Raw genomic sequence first — 18,457 nt, forward strand, 5'->3', positions numbered from 1 at the left:
TTAGGGATTGAGGAATTGGGGAATTCAGGAATTCAGGAATTGAAGAATTTGGAATAAAGAGATTGAAGAATTTAGAGATTCAAGAATTCAAGCATTGAAGAATGAAAAATACATCTTTTGAATAAGACAAAAAAAGTTTTAGGTTTTAGGTATTAAGTTTTAGGGAAGAACGAAGATGGAATTTGCGTTTCCAAGTCGGGATCGCTATCGGGATCCAAATCGTTTTTTGAAAATCAAGAAAGCGCAATTTATTGTGTAGGTCGGCTCCAGCGAAGCTGAAGCCGACACAGATTTTCAGTCTTTGCATTTTACTGGCATCCACTGCAATAGCAAAATACACGATTTTGAATTTGCTGTCTTTTGTCCATAGTCCTCTGTCTTCATTCTTTGGACCGCCAGGCGCCTGCCTGGCTTTGCAGTGATGCAGTTTCTGGTTTGTCAATATCCACCCCAATGGAGCCACCCTTGACCACCCTAAAGGAGCCACTCTATGTCCGCCCTAATGGAGCCACTTTGAGTAGCCATTTTTGCGGTTGCGAACCCCCCATTTTTTAGGCCGTTTTGGTGTTTTGGGTGGTGCTTTTTTTACGCTTTGGTTGGGTTTCGGGGTCCTGTAGCTCGGCCCGTCCAAGTAGACTAGGTGTGCGTCATGACGGAGCCTGTCGATGGTGGCTGACCCCAGGAGCTTATTCTCAAACGCCCGGTCCCATTCCAGAAAGTCGAGGTTGCTGGTGATGATGGTGGCCGCGTGTTCGTATCTGTGGGCCACGAGCTCATGCAGATCCTCATCGTGCGGGGGCCGGACCGGCTTGAGCCCAAAATCGTCGATAACCAGGAGCGGGACCTGTGCCAGGGCCTTGAACTTTTTGGCATACGTCTGCGTGGCCCTGGCGCCGTGCAGAGTGGACAGCAGCTTGGTCTGGGTGATGAAGCGCACATCAAAGCCCCGTCGTATGGCGTAGTGGCCCAGAGCCTGGGCTATATGGCTCTTGCCGGTACCACAGGGGCCTGTCATGAGCACGCAGGCCTTTTCATGGATGAACTGACAGGTGGCCAAGTCGTAGAGTTGGTTTCTGTCGATCTTGGGGTTGAAGTCAAAATCGAATTCTTCCAATGTCTTACTGCTTTTAAAGCCCGCCTTGCGCATCCGGGAGGTGAACTTCTTCTGGTCCCGGCGGGCGACTTCGTCACTCAAAAGCAGCGACAGGAACTCGGTATAGGGCATCTTTTCTGAAATCGCCTGTTTATTCCGGACCTCCAGTGAGTCCAACATACCGGAAAGGCGCAGTTTTTTGAGTAAAGGGGTTATGTCTGGTTTGGGCTGCATACAATGACTCCCTGATAATGGTGGTGCGATGGATCGCCCCGGGCAAGGACACGCCCGGGGCACGACGAGAGCCGGCCATTATTGGAACATATCAGTTGGGGGTCGGGTATGCTTGCCTTTACCGGTATACACCTCATCCAGCGGCAACTGGGTTTGGGTTTCAATGGGCTCCTGCTCCAGACCTTGTTTAAGAATGCTCTTTACAGTGCGGTATGTAGGGCTCAGATAGGCTACGGCACGTTTGCAGGCCAGTTCCAGGGATTTGGCCCCATACGCCTTCTTGAGGCTTATGAGCCCCTGGGCTGCACGCAGATTGTGCAGGACCCTGTCGGCGAAGAGCGCGTCAATCACCGCCCGACAGGACGGGCCGATCTTCTCTGCTTGGGCCACGCACCACTGGGGATCGCGCATTAGATAGGCCTGGGCCTCTGGCGGATAATGGTCCTTGTTGGTGGATTGCTGACCTGGCTTAAACAGTCGGGGGTGCGCCGCCACCAACTGGTGGTCTTTGTAGATGGCGACGGTCTTCTCCAGGGTTTTGACCCAGAGAGTTTGATTGGCATAGATGTAGGGCGCTGAATAAAAACACTTTTTTAGGCAGATGTGACAGTCTCCGTGGAGCTTGCATTGCTGCCACACCGCCAGCTCTGGCGCGATAGCGGGCAAGGGCTGCAACACAAAACGCTCGGTGTGCTCAAACCGTTCCAGGGGCTTTTCATGAGTGGTGCCGTGGATGCGATTGCCAGCCACATCCATGATCCATACCAAGAGCTGACGGTTGCTTTCCGCCATGCTCCGATGCCTGCGCAAGGGGACAAAGGTATTTTTGACGTATTTGACCCCTGACTCCACCCGGCCCTTTTTTTGTGGGTCCTGGACGGGACAGGGATCGATCTTGAAGCCGTAGCCAAGCGCCAGATCCTCATACGAACGCTGTACTTTCGGCTCATAGTAGCTGGCACTGGTGATGGCGGATTTGAGGTTGTCGATGCGTACCTGGGTTGGAACGCCGTTGAAAAACTCGAAGGCCCGCCGGTGGCAGCCCAGCCAGGTTTCGATAGTTTGATCGGGCACAATCTCAGCATACATGTGCCGACTCCAGGCCAGGGTCATAACGAAGATCCAGCTTTTAACGGGGCTGCCGGTATGGGGATCGTTAAAATCAGGTCCTTTACCGAAGTCCACCTGGGCGGATTCCCCGGGTTTAAAGATGAGCCGAACCGTCGTTTTTGGTTCCTTGTTCTTGAGGGTCTTGAGGTAGCGGCGCACACAGGAATACGCTCCGGTGAAGCCGTGATCGCGGCGCAAGGCGTTATGGATGGTAGAACCCTGGATACCCTGTGCATACCAGCGTGCGACCCTCTCTTTGTGCGGTTCGAGCTTTGACATCGCGGTTGCTGCGGATTGGGAGCCAAAAGTCGCTTGCAGGTCCGCCTCTTGCGGAATGGGGCACGCAGGGTCAAGCCAACCCTGCTCTCGAGCCTTCTGTCTGACGGTAGCCGCCTTGCGGCGCCCCATGAGCCCAGCTTTCTGGATCTGCCGGTCAGAATCGCCCAAGCGCATCCGGTGCAAAACATGCTGATACTGATACATTTCGAACCTCCTGTTTGCCATTGTACCCCCCTGGAATGTTGGTGTTTCCAAGGAGGTATATTGAATGCGGGAGGTTCGAAACCTTCAAAATGGCTACATGGCCGATCCCAAGGTGGCGCCATTAGACCGGTCAAAGGGTGGCTCCATTACGCCGATCATGACCTGGCTCCATTAGGGTGGACATCATGTGGATCCATTAGGTGGACATGGACTGGCCCCATTAGCGTGGACATGGAGTGGATCCATTAGCGCGGTCACTGACACTGTTTTGCCTTTCCAGTTCAAAATTTTAAGAAAGCACAATTGTTAGGCTTTTTTATTGTTGAAATCTTTAAATGCAATTTTCTACAGTTCTTTATGAATCTTTCAATTTCTTAATTCCTCAATTTGGTAATATTTTAGCTTTTCAATTGCTTTAATTCTCCAATCTTACAATCCCTCAATCCCTCAATCCCATAATTCCTGAATTTTCCAATTTAGTAAAAAATTATGCAACTCCCTGCTGCGCCCCCGCCGGGGGTCTCCATTACCCTCCAGCCGGCTGCCCAGCAGCAGCCCGTGCCGACCAACGTCCAGCAGGACGTCCAACTCCTTGATCTCAAGCCCTATCAGATCGTGCTCGCCTCCGTGGTCCGTGGCGGTATGGACAAGGCCGAACTCGAACTCGGCCGGCAACGCTTCACTGCCGTGACCCGAGTGCCGCTGACCACCGGCCAGCGTATCCAGGCCGAAGTGGTGCGCACCTCCCCGTTTATCGAGCTCCGTCTTGTGGATCAGACCGCGCTCAAAAATCTTTTCCAAGCCTTGCACCATCTGCAAAGTAAGTTCGATCTGAGTGGCTTTCTGGGCCTGGACAAGCTCAGCAGCTTGTTGCAGGGCCATTCCCGCGGTGCCGAGATGGAGTCCACCTTGCAACAGGCTGGGACGCTCTTGGGTCTGGGCGGCAGCCCAGACGCCAACGTACTTAGCAGTCTGCTCAGGCTGCTCGGCCTGGACACCGAGCACCGTTTGGCCCAGGGGCAGGCGGATCGGGCTATGGCCACACTCAAGGCGACCTTGCACACTTTGGCGCAGGCCGGGCAGGGCCAGGAGGCTGGAGACCGGGCGGAAAAGCTGGTGGACCAGTTGGAGCTCTTTCAGCTCTGCCGAGTCCGGTTGGCCCAGCTGGGTAAGGAGTGGCTGCCGTTGCCGCTGCCGTTTCTCGACCAAGGCTATCTTGTGGCCGAGCGCGGCGCTGACCAATCGGGCCAGGAGCAGCAGGGTCAAGAGGATGACATCGAGCCCTGGACTGTGGGGCTGTTTTTGCAGCTTCAGGAACTTGGCGCGCTGAATATCCACGTGGTCAGTCAGGGTGGCGGGATCAACGTCCGGGTGCTCTGCGAGACCCGCGAAGCAGCCCACCAGTTCGAAACCGCTCGTCAGGAATTAGTGGACACCGTTCAGGCTTTGCCGGTGAAGAAGTTGCAGATCGGGATCGGGGCAGAAGATCCGAGTCAGCACTTGCTGCGGCTCATTGTGCCGGAGGGGGAGCGGTCGTTTGAGGCGTGGGTGTAGGATTGCAGGATTGAAGATTGCACGATTGAGGTAGGATGAGAAGGCTGGACCACCTGACGAGCTATAGCTTAGAGCTATGCTCACCAAAACAACGCAGTCATATGCTGCAAACCAGGAGGCCCAGCCATGAAGTGCCATTTAGCAAATCATACCATCGGTGTCGATCTCGGTGACAAGCAGAACGTCGTATGCGTGTTGGACTGGAACGGGGACATTGCCACCACCTTTAAGGTGACCAATACCAAGACTGCGATGCGTAAACGGTTTGCTGCCTACTCAGGAGCCTTTGTTGCCATTGAGGCGGGGACACACTCTGCCTGGATCAGCCGCCTGCTCAAAGAGCTTGGTTGCGCAGTTGTCGTCGGCAACCCTCGCAAACTCCGCTGCATTTGGCAGGAGCCGATCAAAACGTAAGCGTCCAATTAACCCCACATGGTAGAGGGGAGCAGGAAATGGTAAGGCCCGCTTGGTAGGTGCTACCAAGCGGGCCTGGTTGGGACGAAGTCGGTTGTTGGGCTAGCCTGCGGAAGGCGTTTGGATCAGGGCGGGATCGATGTGCTGGGGCAGGAGTGCTTGAACATCCTGCTCATCCTGAGCCCGGGGCAGGTGCTCAAAGAGATGGCACAGATAGGCATAGGGCTCCAGGCCGTTTAGCTTGGCGGTTTCCATCAAGGAGAAAAACAGGGCTCCGGCGTGGGCGCCATTGGGATGGCCGGCGAACAGCCAGTTCTTCCGGCCCAGGGCAAAGGGTCGGATGGCATTTTCAACAAGGTTGTTGTCCGGCCTGATCCTACCGTGTTCCACATAACGCACCACGCGGTCCCACTGGTTCAGGGCATACGCGATGGCCTTGCCCAACTGGCTTTTGGGAGGAGTGCTCAGCGATCCTTGGTCCAGGATTGATTTGATTTCATCCAGTATGGGGACAGCATATTGTTCCCGCTGCTCTTTGATCCGACCCGGTTCCAGTTTTTGCTGGGCCAGCGTCTGCTCCAGGTTGTAGAGTTGGGCGATGCGATCGAGGACCTCCTGGGCAACGCCGCCTTTGGCCTTTGCCCGTTTGGAGATCTTGATAACATCCATAAATTTGCGACGGACATGGGCCAGGCAGCCCACATGGGTGATCCCCGGCCGTTCGCCCAGGGCTTCGTAGGCGGCATACCCATCGGTTTGGATATATCCAGTAAAGTTCTGGAGGAAGTCCAGCGCCTTGCCGCTGCGGCTGGGATGGTATTGATACAACACGGTGGGGCGCTCAGCCGATCCGCCCAGAAAGACCCACATGTAGGATTTGGTGGTGTTGGCTTTGCCCGATTCGTTGAGTACTTGCACCGGGGTTTCGTCGATGCCCAGGAAGTGATCAGCCAGCAGATCTTTTTTAAACAAGCCGAGCAAGGGCTCACAGGCCCTGGCTGCAGACATGGCCCACGCCACCATGGTGGAGCGGGAGAGATCGACGCCCAGTCTGGCAAACTGTTTCTCCTGGCGATAAAACGGCAAGGCGTCCACAAACTTGGCCACCAGGATGTGCGCCAGCAAGCTGGGGGTGGCAATCCCCTGCGGGATCAGCTGGGCCGGCATGGGCGCGGTGACCACAGCTCCCTGCTGGCTTTCGACGCCCTCACAGCCCCGACAGGCGTATTTGCGGCGGATATGCTTGTGCACACAAAGGCGTGAGGGCACATAGTGCAGCTTTTCGCTGACTTCCTGGCCGATACAAGTCAGTGAGGTACCGCAAGCGCAGACCTTGTCTTCCTCAGAGATGTCGTGGACGATCTCCTCGCGAGGCAGATCAGGGGGAAGAGGCTTTCTGCCGCGTTTTTGGCGGGTATGCTCGGGAACGGTAACGCTGTGCTGTTCTTTGGATTCGGGCTCTGCCATCTCAAAACCAGGCAAAGGCAGGTGGTTTTCCAAAGATTGTGCATTCGAGCTTTTTTCAGACTTCGTGCCAAATATCGCTTTTTGCAGAAGGTCAATTTTCTCTTTTAAATACGATACGTGGTACTGATAGTCAGAAATGATTTTTTTCAGCTCTTGTGTGTCGTTGGGAAGGTCTTTCGTGTTCATGGCTGCGTATACATATATGCAAAGATGCACCAGATGACAAGGGTTGCAATTAGAATAATGTGTTGTAGTTGAGTCTGTTATGGCCTTTTGTTTTTGCCAGGTCTAGCCCGTCCAGAAGCCAGAGAAGTTCGCGTTTCCGAACCGCTAAGACCTCTTTTTCCGACTGAGGCCATTGGAAGATGTGTTTTTCGAGCTTTTTTTGCCATAAACAAAAGCCATTGAGATCCCAGTAAAGGATTTTAATCATGGTTTGTTTACGGTTGCAAAAGACAAAGAGATGGCCAGAAAAAGGATCGTGTTCCAGTTGGGCCTGGACCATTATGGAGAGACCGTTGATGGCCTTGCGCATGTCCGTGTAGCCAGTGACCAGATAGACATTGGCCTGGCTCTGCCCCAAGATCACGGCATCTGCTCCAGGGTCTGGATGAGCTTTTGCAAAACAGGCGGGTGGAAATCCCCTCCCACGGCGACGTGGAAGCGTTCACCAACGGTGATCGTCAGGCTGGAGCGGCTCGAGACGAGATCGCTGGCTTGAAACGGCAAGGCAACGGCGGTGCCCTCTTCTGGGGCAACTCGCTGGAGCCGCTGGCAACGGTAGTAGAACCTATGCTTGGTTAATTCATTTTGCCGGCAGTATTCGGCCTTGCTCAAGCCGCTTTCCTTCCACTTGCGAATGTGCTCCAGCCAGTACTCGGCCGTGCTGGATACGTTTTGCTTATCGCCCTGGGAATGGTCGTCCATAAAGGCCTCCTTGGTTTGAAGGAGACCTTTACCATATGGGGAAAATAGCGAAAGATGGGTTTAATTGGACGCTTACGGCAGGAGCCGATCAAAACAGACTTTCGCGACGCTGAGATGTTGGCCCGGGTGGCCAAGATGGATCCCAAACTCTTGCGCCCCATTGAGCACCGAAGCGCAGATGCACAAGCCAGGCTGGCCATCCTGCAAGCCCGTGATGCGCTGGTAAAAAGCAGGACCTCTCTTATCAACCACGTTCGAGGGACCGTAAAATGCGCCGGGGAACGCCTGCCGAAATGCAGCGCCGCCAGCTTCCACAAAAAAGCACCGGAGCATATCCCCAGTGAACTCAAAGCAGCCCTGCTGCCGTTGATAGAACAAATTGCCAATTTCACTGAAGGGATAAAAAAATACGAGCACGAAGTGACACACCTCAGCCGCACCCACTACCCTGAGACAGAAGTGTTGCGACAAGTCCCCGGCGTTGGGCCGATCACAGCCTTGGCGTTCGTTTTGACGCTCGAAGATAAGGACCGTTTCACCAAGAGCCGAGATGTAGGGCCATTTCTAGGCTTGGTTCCCAAAAGGGACCAATCCGGGGATACCGACAAGCAGCTACGCATCACGAAATGCGGTAACTCCCAGTTGCGCACCTTGCTGGTCAATGTCGCTCACTACGTCCTGGGCCCATTTGGGGCTGATAGTGAGCTGCGACGATTCGGGCAGCGCATTGCCGCGAGAGGGGGCACGATCGCCAAGAAACGGGCTGTGGTAGCTGTGGCGCGCAAACTGGCGGTTTTGCTCCACCGACTGTGGGTGACGGGGGAGGAGTATCACCCCTTTTATTGCCACAAGGATTCCACCGTCGAAGCTGCATAACGCTTCACCACGTAGAAATAAATTTTCCAGGGGGCCCAGCAACGGCCTCGTGGTCAACCACCGCTAGCACCAAATAAAGTCCCATTCGGAAGACTGCGGCAAATTCCTAGGCCTCTTTGCTTGCCGGCAAAACCACACAAGGCCGCAATTGAGGTGGCAGCTTCCACCAAGCGAATAGTACTGAGACACCGGATCAAATGGCAACGATCCTCGAAGAGTGCGTATGGAAGTGCGACTTGCTTGGGACTATAGGGCAATACGGTGGTCCGCCACGTCGGACGTTGACATGCCTTCTCATGGAAGGAATTGAGGTATTGAAGATTTTAGAAATTGAGGGATTGAAAGATTGAGGAGTTGAAGAATTAAAGAGCTGAAGAATTGAAAGGTTGAAGAAGTAAAATGTTTTTGGATATGGGTTTACGAAGGAACTAAGGGTCAAATATGCGGTATCATCAGTTTGAAGAGCTGCCATGTTGGCCAGAAGCACGGAGTTTGTGTCAGGCAGTGAGTGATATCGTGTATACAACAAAGTTGCGAGAAGATTTTAGTCTAAAGGATCAGATCAGACGGTCGTCAGGATATGTCATGGATAATATTGCCGAAGGGTTTGATGACGGATCAGCCAAGGAATTTATACGATTTCTGGGTTATGCTCAACGCTCTTGTGGCGAAGTTCAATCGCAGCTCTACCGGGCCTATGATTTTTCAGGTTCCTCACACAAATCTGTGCCTGACTTGAGGCCAAAAACTTGAAAAGCATGAGCCCTCTCGGGTAGTTAGGTAGTTACCACACAAACCTATCACCCAGGAGGAACTCATGCTCGTGTCCCAGTTAACCAAATTGACGCTGGATATTCAAGGATTTCGTGTCGGTCGGGTTCAGGGTGATACGAGCGGGATCACCGTAGATATAGCCCCAGACCGGCGTCATCTGCTCTTTTGCAGCCGCTGCGGTGGCGCTGCCAAGTATCGGGATACCCTTACAATTCGCTATTTTCGCCATGTCCCTCTTTGGGGGATCCCTGTATGGCTCCGGTACAGCCCCCGCAGAGTTCGGTGCGGACATTGCGGCGTCAAGGTGGAGTATTTCCCCTGGAGCACTGGCAAACATCGGTTCACAACGGCTTTTGCCCACTTCCTGGCTTCGTGGGCCCGGTTACTGCCCTGGAAACATGTAGCACAGCTTTTTGGTTGCTCCTGGGGTACCGTGGCCGCTGCTGTTGACCAGATTGTCGAGTATGGTCTGGCCCATCAAGATCTCTCGAATCTGACGCACATTGGGATTGACGAAATCTCCCGAGAAAAGGGCCAAGTATACCTAACCAATGTCTACGACCTGAATACCTCCAGACTCGTATGGAGCGGGGAAAAACGGACAAAGGCAACAATCACCAACTTCTTCACTTCGCTAGGTCCTAGCAAGACCGATAAGCTTGAAGGGGTCTGTTGCGACATGTGGGAGCCGTATACCCAGGTCGTTCAAGACAAGGCCCCGAAAGCGACGATGGTCTTCGACAAATTCCACATTGTCCGGCATCTCAATGAAGCCGTTGACCAGGTCCGTAGAGACGAGATCCGGGAAAAGGGCCAAAAGCACAAGGATCTGGTTAAAGACACCCGATATATCTGGCTCAAGAACCCGTGGAACCTGACTGACAAGCAGGCATCTCGGTTGAGTGCACTGGAAAAACTCAATCTCAAAATCAACAGGGCGTATTTACTCAAGGAATCATTTCGCCAGTTCTGGTCGTATGAGTGCAGGACTTCAGCCAAAGATTTCCTCGACAAGTGGTTCTGGTGGGCGACGCATTCCAGGCTGAAGCCAATGCGAAATTTTGCTTGGATGCTGCGCCGCAAAGAAGAAAATATTCTCAGTTATTTCGATATGCCCATCAGCAATGGCTCGGTGGAAGGCCTCAACAATAAGGCTAAAGTCATTAGTCACAGAGCATACGGGTTCAGGTCGGCCAAGAACTACATCCGGAATCTGTACCATTGCATGGGCGGGCTACCTGAACCCCAAATTATGCACAGATTTGTGTGAGGAACCCCAAATTATGCACAGATTTGTGTGAGGAACCATTTTTCATATATAGATGTTGAGCAAGTCAATGCTATCTATGGGCTGGCAGCATTATGCCGAAAGCAGATCAAAGGTTTGCGAAGGTATTTGCGCAACTGCGATTATATATAATTTTAAAGGTTTTTCAGTAACATTTTTTACTATTCAAGATTGAAATTTTTTTGTTTTCTTTGATTTTACAAATTCCCAGTTCTTGAATGCAATAATTCTTCAATCCCTCAATTTCCAAATTCCCCAATCCCCCAATTACATTCCACATATCCCTGAATCGAGCGCTTCGCTAGCGTCCATGAGCCCTTCCAGGCCGAAGGCCTGTTCTCTGACGGTCTGCAGGGAGCGATCCGGATGTTGAGGCCTGACTTTGACGGAGAGGACGAACCCCCGCAGCATTTCTTCAACCAGCGGTTGGGGTAAAATACAGCCGTTGGTTACGTTGGAGGCGGTAGTAGTGCGTGCGGGGTTGGTGTCGACCTGACACGTGATAGTCAAGTCCACCGGCTCCAGGGCAAACGCGCCCCATAGCAAGGGTTGGCCTTGCTCATTGATGCTCAGCTCCATCTTGTGCGGATCGTCGTAGGATTGTTTGAGGTAGCAGTCGGAGCGGCCGGGTTCTTTGATCACCAGCCAGTCCTTGTATTTGGCCACAGCGTGGTCCTGCTCCCAGTCAGACCATTGCTGGGCCGCCAGCGGTGCGGCTAGAACCAGAAAGAGGAGGCCAATACAGCCCCAGCGCAAGATCGGGGAATGGAGTTCGGTTTGATTGGTCATGGTTCTTTAATTAAGAATTTAGGGATTTATTGATTGAGGGATTGAAGGATAAAGAAATTGAAAGCTGAAAAATTCAATAATTTAGGAATTAAAGAATTGCAGAAATTTAAAGAGGTGAAAAGGGCATTACGATCCATGAATTTGCTTTTGGGATGTAGCTTGTTACACAATTTTTGTTTGTAGCCATGAAGTTAAACTTACGATAAAAATGCTTGTGGGCTTGATGTGGCATGTTTATCATTTATAGATTGTATCTCTTGACTTTTTCTTAGGTCTTTGAATTCCTCAATTCCTCAATTTTGCAATCTTTCAATCACTCTTGCCTCCCATTCAACCGGTAGACGAAGGCCAGGATTTCGGCCACGGCTTGGTACAGGTCTTCCGGGATTTCGTCGCCGACAGGGACCTGGGCCAGGACTTCCAGCAGGTCCGGGTCTTCACGCAAGGGAACGTCGGCCTCCTCGGCTGTGGCGAGGATGCGTTCAGCAAGGCGACCCTGACCGCTGGCCACAACCCGTGGAGCATCGTCTTTACTGCGTTCGTATTTGAGGGCAACTGCGCCTTTGCGTTTGTCTTGGGTCATAGTTGGATTGAGAAATTGAGGGATTAAGGGATTGTAAGAATTAGAAAATTAGGAATTTAGCAATTGAAGAGTTGAAAGATTAAAGAATGAGATGCATCTATTATGCAAACCAGGCAGGCGCCTGGCAATCCGAAGACAGAAGACAATAAATACACATCGTGTATATTCCTGTCGGAGTGGATATCAGTGCAATGCAAATACTGAAAATCAGTGTCGGCTTCAGCTTCGCTGGAGCCGACCTACGCAATAAACTACGCTTTTTTGATTTTCAAAATCGATTTCGATCCCGATAGCTATTTCAATTTCGATGTAAATTTGGATGATGGACTTAGTTCTTCTGTATTACTTAAAACTTAACACCTAAAACCTAACACTTTTTTTATCTTATTCAAAAGATGTATTTTTTTCATTCTTGAATTCTTGAATTTTCTAATTCCTCAATCCTTCAATTCTTCAATCCCTCAATTCAAAAGACCGATCCTGATAGCGATCCCGATCCCGATTTGGAAATGCAGTTTCGCCTTTGCTCTTCCTTAAAACTTAACACCTAAAACCTAACACTCTCTTCTTCCAGATAATCAAGCCAACATATGCTGCTTCGCCTTGGCCTCGACGGTTTCCTTGTCCGTCGGGGTGACGATGATATCCTTGGCGCCATAGCTGACGGCTTTGATGACCATGGACCGGTCCCATTTGGGCGCGGCGACGATGATAGGGCAGCGTCCTTTGAGCAAAGAACGGATCTTGATCAGACTGGCCAAACTGTTTTCGTCAATATTCTTCATGACCAAAAAGACTCCGAGAATGTCGTAGGCGCGAAATTTTTCACGAAGATTGTCGCGGAGTTTGGCTTGGCAGATCTCCACATTCTGTTCGCCGAGGAATTCGTTGATGGCCGCAAATTGCTTGGCGTCATCGGCGAGAACGGCGATGGCGGGATTGCCAGTATCCTCGCCAGCGATTTGGATGGTAGCGAAGCCGGGACCGCCGGAGGAGTCCTCTGTAGCCGTGACCGGCTTTTCTTTGAGTTCCTTGGCGTTTTGTTTGGTGATCCCCAACAGCTTGGGGGGAAAAAAGAGGTGGAACTCCTGCAATGGACGGCTGCCGAGGCGCATGGAGTAGGTGGCCAGGAAATAGTCCCCGTCCGGGAAGGGCTCTTCAGCGGTGACGTCGACCTTGGTCGGAGCGACCGTGGTCATTCGGTCTTTTTTGAGCCGCAGATTCTTGGGGAAGTAGTCACCGAAGGCCGCGGAATAGGCACCAGCAAAAATATTAATGACTTCGCCAAAGGCGTCGGATTCGTCCTCGCGGAAGTGGCCGTTGCGGATCTTGCGGTTGATCTCCTCGGTGGGAAGCATGATCAGCGTCGCGCCGAGGAAGATGGCGTCGTCCAGAGCCACGGCGGTAAAGGCCTCGCCGTAGGTGTCGCCGGAAATGGCCATATTGGTGACGACGATCTTGCCTTGAAATCGCTTCAGCAGTTCGCGCTTGGTTATGACCCGCCCGACGTAGTCGTAGAGCTCCAGCGGTTCACCGAAAAAAGCCTTGAGCTCCTCGTCGATATGGTACGATGCCTGAAGCAGGGTGGTGTGCACGGCGTGCATGTCCACGGCCTGATCCTCAGGGACGTCATCTTCCTCCTCTTGAGCCGCTTTCTCTTTATCGTCGGCCTTCTTGTCCTCATCGGCTTCTGATCCGTTGCCATCGTCTTCGAAGTGCTGAGGATCGACATCATTGTCGTCATCGCCGATGAGCGCGGCCATTTCCTCCGGCCTCAAAACGCCGCTGTGGGAATCGCTATCATCGTTTTCCCCAGCTTCGAGATCGCCTTCCTCCGTCTTTTCCTCTTCAGATGACGGCGCCAGTGTTTCCTCTGGCTCAGAGGATGCGGAACTCGCTTCGTCCCCCTCCGTCGTTTCTCCCGCTTCGTGTTTTTCTGCGTTCGCCGCAGTCTCCTGGAGGTCGTCTTGAGAAGGGGATTGCGGCCCTGTGATGGTTTCTTCCTGAGGCTCGTCGTCGAAAGGGGCATCGGCCATTTCCTGCATCACAGCGGCGGGAACCAGGATGTGGACATCACCTAGTCGTGTTTCTGCGGCATGGAGAGCAGCGGTGGTCTCCAGGACGCCTTTGTCGCCGCTTTCTGGAGCAAGATAGGATTGTAGCTGGTCGCTCCTTTCAAAACGGTCCCGGTCGCTGACCACCATATCCGCGATTTCGCCTGTGGCCTCGCTGACCTGGGCGGCGGCCAGCGAGGCAAGGGAGCTAAGGAGGGACTCAATGGCCTGCCCCCGGGCCTCGTCGAGCTGTCCGCTGGGGTTTTCCGGGGCCTCAGCGCCAAGAAGGGAGTCGGCAATGGCGATGGCCGTAACCTCGGGAAAGACAACGGTAACGGTTCCGGCGTAGGTCCCTGTCAGTGAGAGTCCAACGACCAAAAGCGGCGCAGTGGTCACCTCGGCCAGTGCTTCGGTGGCAAGAGTCCGAGTGTCGCCGACATCGATGGTGACATCCTGGCCTATGGAGGAGGATACCGTTTCTGCCAACGTGTCGGCCAGGGCGCTCGCTTGCTTTTGCCACCCCTTGGGCTGCAGTGAAGCAAGGGAGGAGGGCGAAGAAGTGCCGGTTTCGGTGGGTTCCTGTCCGGTTTCGGAGGGTGTCATTATTCAGTTTTTTTCAGCTGGAATTCAACCAGGAATTGGCCGGAGTTGATGATAAAGGGAACCATAGCCCAGTCAGCCTGGGAATAGTAATTGACGCTGTAATTTCCATGAAAAACAGACGGGATGGAGAGCTGGATGTCCTTGCCGTTAGCAGACAGCGCAGGTTTGACGGAACCGGCAATCATGTTGGCCAGTTCGCTTATGGCGTCTTTGACGTCCTCGTCGATGCTCTCGACCTCCACGCCGAGGAAATCAAAAGTGATACCCTTGGCGACCTCCTCCGGGGCGTGGATAGCCAGCATCCCCTGATGCGTACCAGCTAAACCAATGATGCCGGAGACATTGTGTTCGAATTTTTTAATCTGCTCAGGAAGGGGCTGCTTGGCCGTGATTTCAGCCATGATCATGGTTTCAAAGATTTCAGTGGTGGCCTCGACGATTTTTTGGCCCAGAAAGGCGGGGTCAAAATTGGACACAGAACCTCCTTTTGGATGGTGTTTGCGATATACCTCGGGGCTTGCCATAGGAGTGGGCAAGCTCGGGTGTTCCTTGAGTCGGCGGCGTTTAAAACGCGTTTCTAAGCAACACAACTCGTAGAGAGAACAAGTTTATCATACAAACGAGTAAAGACGTTGCTGCGTTGTTGTCTGGCTAGACAAGTGGGGCGATAACGTCTTCGATTTGCTCGGCGTTAAAGGGCTTTTTTATGCTGGCCACGGCGCCCTTATCTTTGGCTTCCTGGACCACGTCTTCAGAGCCTCCCTCAGTGGTAATCATAACTACGGGGATGTCTTTGATGGAAGCATCTTCAGATTTGTGTTGCAAAAAGGTCAACCCGTCCATATTGGGCATGTTGATGTCGCAGAGGATCAGGTCAGGCTTGGATTGGGCCAATTGATCCAGAGCCATTTGGCCATCGTCGGCCTCTTCAATGGTTTCGAAATTGACCCCAGCTTGGCGCAGAGTGCGGGTGATGATTTTGCGCATAGTCTTTGAATCGTCAATGATGAGTACGGATTTGGACATTCGTCGCTCCTTCGTGGTGGATTGCAGTCGCCCGTGTGCGGTGACTGAGTTTTTCGTATCGATTGCAAAAAATTTGCCAGCGTAGATTAAGGCCGTGCGGTGGTGCCCCCTCTCGGGGTGGTCAAAAAAATGACGCCTTCAAAGGGCACACTCCCACCATTATTTGTCGGACAGGAACAGACAAGAGTTTATGGAGCGGACGAATACGGTAGCTGGAGCCGGTCGTCAATCGGGCACAGTGCGCTGTCTGGTTCGCATTTTGCATAATCTTTAGCTCCTGCCGAGGGTGGTCAGCCTTAGCCGCACATGGTGCACAACGGCTTACTCCGGAATTCTCCGGTGGCTTGATGGAACCGCGCAAGCGGCCCAATTTTTCAGTCCCCGGCTTCCTGCTAAGCTCGGTCTGGTCTTGCGTTTTTTTTCATGTATCCGTCAAACTTTTTTGTTCAGCAATCAAGCAAGGATGTTCATCATTGTGAGTGGAGACTCTGAGTCAGCAAAGCGACCACAACGGGGTTCTTCCCGATGCCACTCCCGAGGCCGGGCACTGTGCGCATTAGCGCTCTGGCTTCTTAGCGTGCTTATTTTTATCGCTACGGCGCCGTCTGAGGTGCAGGCTCAGGCGGCACATATCCTAGAACGTATGCAGCGAATTCCTGGAGACCGGGAGACGGTGCTGCAATTCGAACTGGATTCCAAGACGCAATTTACGGTGAATGCCTTAGGTCAGCGAATACTGGTCCGCTTTGAGCGCACCGCCCCTGCCGAGGGGGTGAGTGGGGTCCAGGCTGGCGGGGATGTGGTGCAGAGTCGAGTGGCCCGTATCGGGCAACAGACCGAGGTGACCGTCATTTTGCGACGAGCTCCGGAAGATGTCGAAACCCTGACATCATCGGATCAAAGCCTGGTCCGTGTGGCGCTTCGTTGGTCAGAGCAAGGGCGCTGGGTGCGGCCCGGGCTGACCAATAATCCCGGTGATCGCCTGACGATCGTCCGGGAAGGGGGGGCTGTCGGACGCTATCTTAGTTCAGAGTACAGCGGCCAGTGGGACAATTTTTTTCAAACCTATTCAGCACCTGTTGCCCCCTGGGTGGATATGCAACTGACACTGGCACCTTACGCTGTCTTGGCCGGAGGATTGAATGTCGCTGAGATTGATGCCCTTGCGCTGCGAGCAGCAAAGCAGGGCAATTGGGAGGGGACCGTCAGCGCGTTGACACCACGTTACGCGAATGCCACCTCCCCTTCCCAGGACACGTTGGCCGCCCGCGGCTTGTTGGCCACAGGCGCCCCCCGTAATGCCTTGGCTCGCCTAGAACGCCTGCCACGCCACCTGCCTCCGAAGGGACCGTTGGATGTGCGAGTGCACTACCTGTACTTGCACTCTTTGATGGCACTTGATCGCCATTACCAGGCGTATACCGCATACCACGATATCACCTTGCCTGAGGGGATCTCCCCAGACATGCGCTTGTATTGGCGGGTGTTGGGCGCGGAATTGGGGTTGAAGACCGGGCAGCCGCAAGAGGCCCTTGCTGAGCTGGATCAACCGCCCCTGGCTGGAGTGGTCTCGGTTCGTTTAGTTGCCGCCCGTCGGGTGCAGGCTCTTTACGATCTTGGTCGCCGCGAAGAGGCGTGGCAAGTGAGCCGGAGAACCGAGCTGCCGTTGGACTTTCTTCGTCGCGTGCCGGCGGCGTTAGAGCGTTACGCCGATCTTCTTTATGGCCGGGGCAAATTTGCCGAGGCTATGCGCATCTACAACGCTCTAGCTGATTCATTGCTCACAACCGGGCCCAAGGCTATGGCCTTATGGCGTATGGGCATGAGTCTGCGCTACAGCGGGCGTCCACAACGGTCCAAGCAGGTCATGTCCTTAATTTTGGACAAATGGCCGCACACGGCTGCCGGCTACCGTGCCCGCGTCGTTCGCAACGATATTGCCGTCATGGAGGAGATGGGCGAACTCAAACCCAGCCATGTCACTGCTTACGAGAAGGTCATGAGCCAATCACCTCAGCGTAAGGTCCGTGGCGAAGCAGCTTTTAAACGCATTCTGGTCATGCGGGCCATGGGCGAGAAGAAACGGGCTGTGCGTTGGTTATCTGATTTTCTTGTCGCATTCGGCGCTGGCAACCTCCAGAATGAGGCTCGGGTGCTTATGGGGAGCATGCTCCCATCGGTGGTGCGGAGTTACTTGGACCAGGGCGATTATGTCCGAGGGTTGGCTCTTGTGGCCGAACACCGTGATATTCTCGTGCACACGGATATGCCCCACCCCTTTTTGGAAACAGTGGGGGACACCTTTGAAAGGCTCGGGTTATACGAACGCGCAGCTCGGGTTTTTTTGTACATGTTAGCCCAGAGCAATGATCCCGGGCGACGGGAACTTTTATTGCCTCGAACAGTTCGGTTGTGGCGCCATGTTGGCGATCCTTTGCGCGCCGCCGAGTATGCGGACATGTATTTGCAAGATTTCCCCAACGGGGACCAGGCCGGGGAAGTGATCGCTGAAACTGCAGCGACATTTCTGGACAATGACGAACCAGAAAAAGCTTTGGACTGGCTTTTGAGGCCGCAGCGTCCCTATAGTCGCCGCTTGGACGTTTTGACGGCCCGGGCGCTATACGCGTTGCAGGAATTCAACCGCATGGGGCGCTATCTGGAACGGGCTACACTGGCGGAGCATATGCTTTCACCGCGTACGCGGTACATCTGGGCCGACGGGTGCTACCAGTTGGGGCAATACGAACGGGTCCTGCCGCTGTGGCGGACGTTGTTCGACGATCCGATTTTTGGCACTCGGGCACTCTACAAGGCCGCAGATTCCTTGGCGCAGACCGGCAGGTATCGGGACTCGGCTAAACTCTACACCCGTTTGGCCGATGAGACAGACAATCAGGTGTGGCGGAAAATGGCCGAGGAAAGTCGTGCCATGGGGCAGGTCCGCGCCACATTGGCGAACTAGGTTTGAGAATGGCCCCTCGAGTTTGCCAGCCAGCCCGGTAGGGATGTTTTGCTCTCAGTCTGAAGAATTAGGGCTCAGGTGTTGCCTAAGCGTTTTTTATTCCCGGCGCTGTCACCGGCAAAGGGTAATTCGGGATCGAAGGTGCTTGAATGGAATGGTTTGCTGAAGCCGTAACCAAAGTCACGGGCCGCTGAAATCTCTTTGTGACCTAACCAGG

At 53.5% G+C, this 18,457-nt stretch carries 16 protein-coding genes; 6 read left to right on the forward strand and 10 right to left on the reverse strand.

Annotation, left to right across the window (positions count from 1 at the left end):
- Positions 1-499: 499 nt before the first annotated feature.
- Together istB and istA are read right to left on the reverse strand one after the other, a co-directional pair.
- Positions 500-1,327, reverse strand: coding sequence for an IS21-like element helper ATPase IstB (gene istB / locus DRET_RS03190; RefSeq protein WP_015751089.1), 828 nt, complete (start codon positions 1,325-1,327; stop codon positions 500-502).
- Positions 1,328-1,405: 78 nt separating this feature from the next.
- Entirely contained in the window at positions 1,406-2,920 is a 1,515-nt protein-coding gene (gene istA, locus DRET_RS03195) for an IS21 family transposase (protein WP_015751090.1), read from the reverse strand.
- 489 nt (positions 2,921-3,409) lie between these two features.
- Between istA and DRET_RS03200 the strand changes: the two genes are divergently transcribed.
- Together DRET_RS03200 and DRET_RS03205 are read left to right on the forward strand one after the other, a co-directional pair.
- Positions 3,410-4,474, forward strand: coding sequence for a flagellar hook-length control protein FliK (locus DRET_RS03200; protein WP_015751092.1), 1,065 nt, complete (start codon positions 3,410-3,412; stop codon positions 4,472-4,474).
- A 126-nt stretch (positions 4,475-4,600) separates the two neighbouring features.
- Entirely contained in the window at positions 4,601-4,888 is a 288-nt protein-coding gene (locus DRET_RS03205; RefSeq protein ID WP_041281868.1) for an IS110 family transposase, read from the forward strand.
- Positions 4,889-4,990: 102 nt separating this feature from the next.
- Here DRET_RS03205 and tnpC read toward each other — a convergent pair whose 3' ends face one another.
- From tnpC to tnpA, 3 genes are read right to left on the reverse strand one after another with little or no spacing between them, the layout of a single operon-like run.
- Positions 4,991-6,541 carry an IS66 family transposase gene (tnpC, locus tag DRET_RS03210; protein ID WP_015751093.1) on the reverse strand — a complete coding sequence of 517 codons (1,551 nt, stop codon included), beginning with the start codon at positions 6,539-6,541 and terminating at the stop codon, positions 4,991-4,993.
- A 49-nt stretch (positions 6,542-6,590) separates the two neighbouring features.
- Positions 6,591-6,944 carry an IS66 family insertion sequence element accessory protein TnpB gene (gene tnpB, locus DRET_RS03215; RefSeq protein WP_015751094.1) on the reverse strand — a complete coding sequence of 118 codons (354 nt, stop codon included), beginning with the start codon at positions 6,942-6,944 and terminating at the stop codon, positions 6,591-6,593.
- The gene (gene tnpA, locus DRET_RS03220) at positions 6,941-7,282 is read right to left on the reverse strand and encodes an IS66 family insertion sequence element accessory protein TnpA (RefSeq protein ID WP_015751095.1); all 342 of its coding nucleotides are present in this window, start codon (positions 7,280-7,282) and stop codon (positions 6,941-6,943) included. The genes tnpB and tnpA overlap by 4 nt, the downstream gene beginning before the upstream one ends.
- Before the next feature lie 54 nt (positions 7,283-7,336).
- Between tnpA and DRET_RS03225 the strand changes: the two genes are divergently transcribed.
- From DRET_RS03225 to DRET_RS03230, 3 genes are all read left to right on the forward strand, one after another.
- The gene (locus DRET_RS03225; protein WP_052293264.1) at positions 7,337-8,158 is read left to right on the forward strand and encodes an IS110 family RNA-guided transposase; all 822 of its coding nucleotides are present in this window, start codon (positions 7,337-7,339) and stop codon (positions 8,156-8,158) included.
- A gap of 441 nt (positions 8,159-8,599) precedes the next feature.
- Positions 8,600-8,911: a four helix bundle protein gene (locus DRET_RS13290; protein ID WP_083777104.1), complete on the forward strand. Its 312-nt coding sequence runs from the start codon at positions 8,600-8,602 to the stop codon at positions 8,909-8,911.
- Between the two features lie 64 nt (positions 8,912-8,975).
- Positions 8,976-10,202 carry an ISL3 family transposase gene (locus DRET_RS03230; protein WP_015751096.1) on the forward strand — a complete coding sequence of 409 codons (1,227 nt, stop codon included), beginning with the start codon at positions 8,976-8,978 and terminating at the stop codon, positions 10,200-10,202.
- Positions 10,203-10,487: 285 nt separating this feature from the next.
- On the opposite strand, the gene DRET_RS03235 is transcribed toward DRET_RS03230, so the two are convergent.
- The 5 genes from DRET_RS03235 to DRET_RS03255 all read right to left on the reverse strand — a co-directional run bounded on the left by DRET_RS03235 (position 10,488) and on the right by DRET_RS03255 (position 15,275).
- Entirely contained in the window at positions 10,488-11,009 is a 522-nt protein-coding gene (locus DRET_RS03235) for a hypothetical protein (RefSeq protein ID WP_015751097.1), read from the reverse strand.
- Between the two features lie 313 nt (positions 11,010-11,322).
- Positions 11,323-11,592, reverse strand: a complete 270-nt coding sequence (locus tag DRET_RS03240; RefSeq protein ID WP_015751098.1) for an EscU/YscU/HrcU family type III secretion system export apparatus switch protein — start codon at positions 11,590-11,592, stop codon at positions 11,323-11,325.
- A 578-nt stretch (positions 11,593-12,170) separates the two neighbouring features.
- Positions 12,171-14,249, reverse strand: coding sequence for a transcriptional regulator (locus DRET_RS03245; RefSeq protein ID WP_015751099.1), 2,079 nt, complete (start codon positions 14,247-14,249; stop codon positions 12,171-12,173).
- Complete coding sequence (locus tag DRET_RS03250) at positions 14,249-14,725, reverse strand: chemotaxis protein CheX (RefSeq protein WP_015751100.1); 477 nt, start codon at positions 14,723-14,725, stop codon at positions 14,249-14,251. The genes DRET_RS03245 and DRET_RS03250 overlap by 1 nt, the downstream gene beginning before the upstream one ends.
- 175 nt (positions 14,726-14,900) lie before the next feature.
- Positions 14,901-15,275, reverse strand: a complete 375-nt coding sequence (locus DRET_RS03255; RefSeq protein ID WP_015751101.1) for a response regulator — start codon at positions 15,273-15,275, stop codon at positions 14,901-14,903.
- A 643-nt stretch (positions 15,276-15,918) separates the two neighbouring features.
- Here DRET_RS03255 and DRET_RS03260 point away from each other — a divergent pair.
- Positions 15,919-18,240, forward strand: coding sequence for a tetratricopeptide repeat protein (locus tag DRET_RS03260; RefSeq protein WP_041281870.1), 2,322 nt, complete (start codon positions 15,919-15,921; stop codon positions 18,238-18,240).
- Positions 18,241-18,457: the final 217 nt, after the last annotated feature.

It is taken from the genome of Desulfohalobium retbaense DSM 5692 (genome assembly GCF_000024325.1).
Taxonomy (GTDB): Bacteria; Desulfobacterota; Desulfovibrionia; order Desulfovibrionales; family Desulfohalobiaceae; genus Desulfohalobium; species Desulfohalobium retbaense.

Coding starts and splice junctions, on each gene's coding strand:
- DRET_RS03225 (WP_052293264.1), top strand. CDS start 7,337: ATGGGTTTAATTGGACGCTTACGGCAGGAGCCGATCAAAACAGACTTT.
- istA (WP_015751090.1), bottom strand. CDS start 2,920: ATGTATCAGTATCAGCATGTTTTGCACCGGATGCGCTTGGGCGATTCT.
- DRET_RS03200 (WP_015751092.1), top strand. CDS start 3,410: ATGCAACTCCCTGCTGCGCCCCCGCCGGGGGTCTCCATTACCCTCCAG.
- DRET_RS03240 (WP_015751098.1), bottom strand. CDS start 11,592: ATGACCCAAGACAAACGCAAAGGCGCAGTTGCCCTCAAATACGAACGC.
- istB (WP_015751089.1), bottom strand. CDS start 1,327: ATGCAGCCCAAACCAGACATAACCCCTTTACTCAAAAAACTGCGCCTT.
- DRET_RS03245 (WP_015751099.1), bottom strand. CDS start 14,249: ATGACACCCTCCGAAACCGGACAGGAACCCACCGAAACCGGCACTTCT.
- DRET_RS03235 (WP_015751097.1), bottom strand. CDS start 11,009: ATGACCAATCAAACCGAACTCCATTCCCCGATCTTGCGCTGGGGCTGT.
- DRET_RS03205 (WP_041281868.1), top strand. CDS start 4,601: ATGAAGTGCCATTTAGCAAATCATACCATCGGTGTCGATCTCGGTGAC.
- DRET_RS13290 (WP_083777104.1), top strand. CDS start 8,600: ATGCGGTATCATCAGTTTGAAGAGCTGCCATGTTGGCCAGAAGCACGG.
- tnpA (WP_015751095.1), bottom strand. CDS start 7,282: ATGGACGACCATTCCCAGGGCGATAAGCAAAACGTATCCAGCACGGCC.
- DRET_RS03230 (WP_015751096.1), top strand. CDS start 8,976: ATGCTCGTGTCCCAGTTAACCAAATTGACGCTGGATATTCAAGGATTT.
- DRET_RS03255 (WP_015751101.1), bottom strand. CDS start 15,275: ATGTCCAAATCCGTACTCATCATTGACGATTCAAAGACTATGCGCAAA.
- DRET_RS03260 (WP_041281870.1), top strand. CDS start 15,919: ATGCAGCGAATTCCTGGAGACCGGGAGACGGTGCTGCAATTCGAACTG.
- tnpC (WP_015751093.1), bottom strand. CDS start 6,541: ATGAACACGAAAGACCTTCCCAACGACACACAAGAGCTGAAAAAAATC.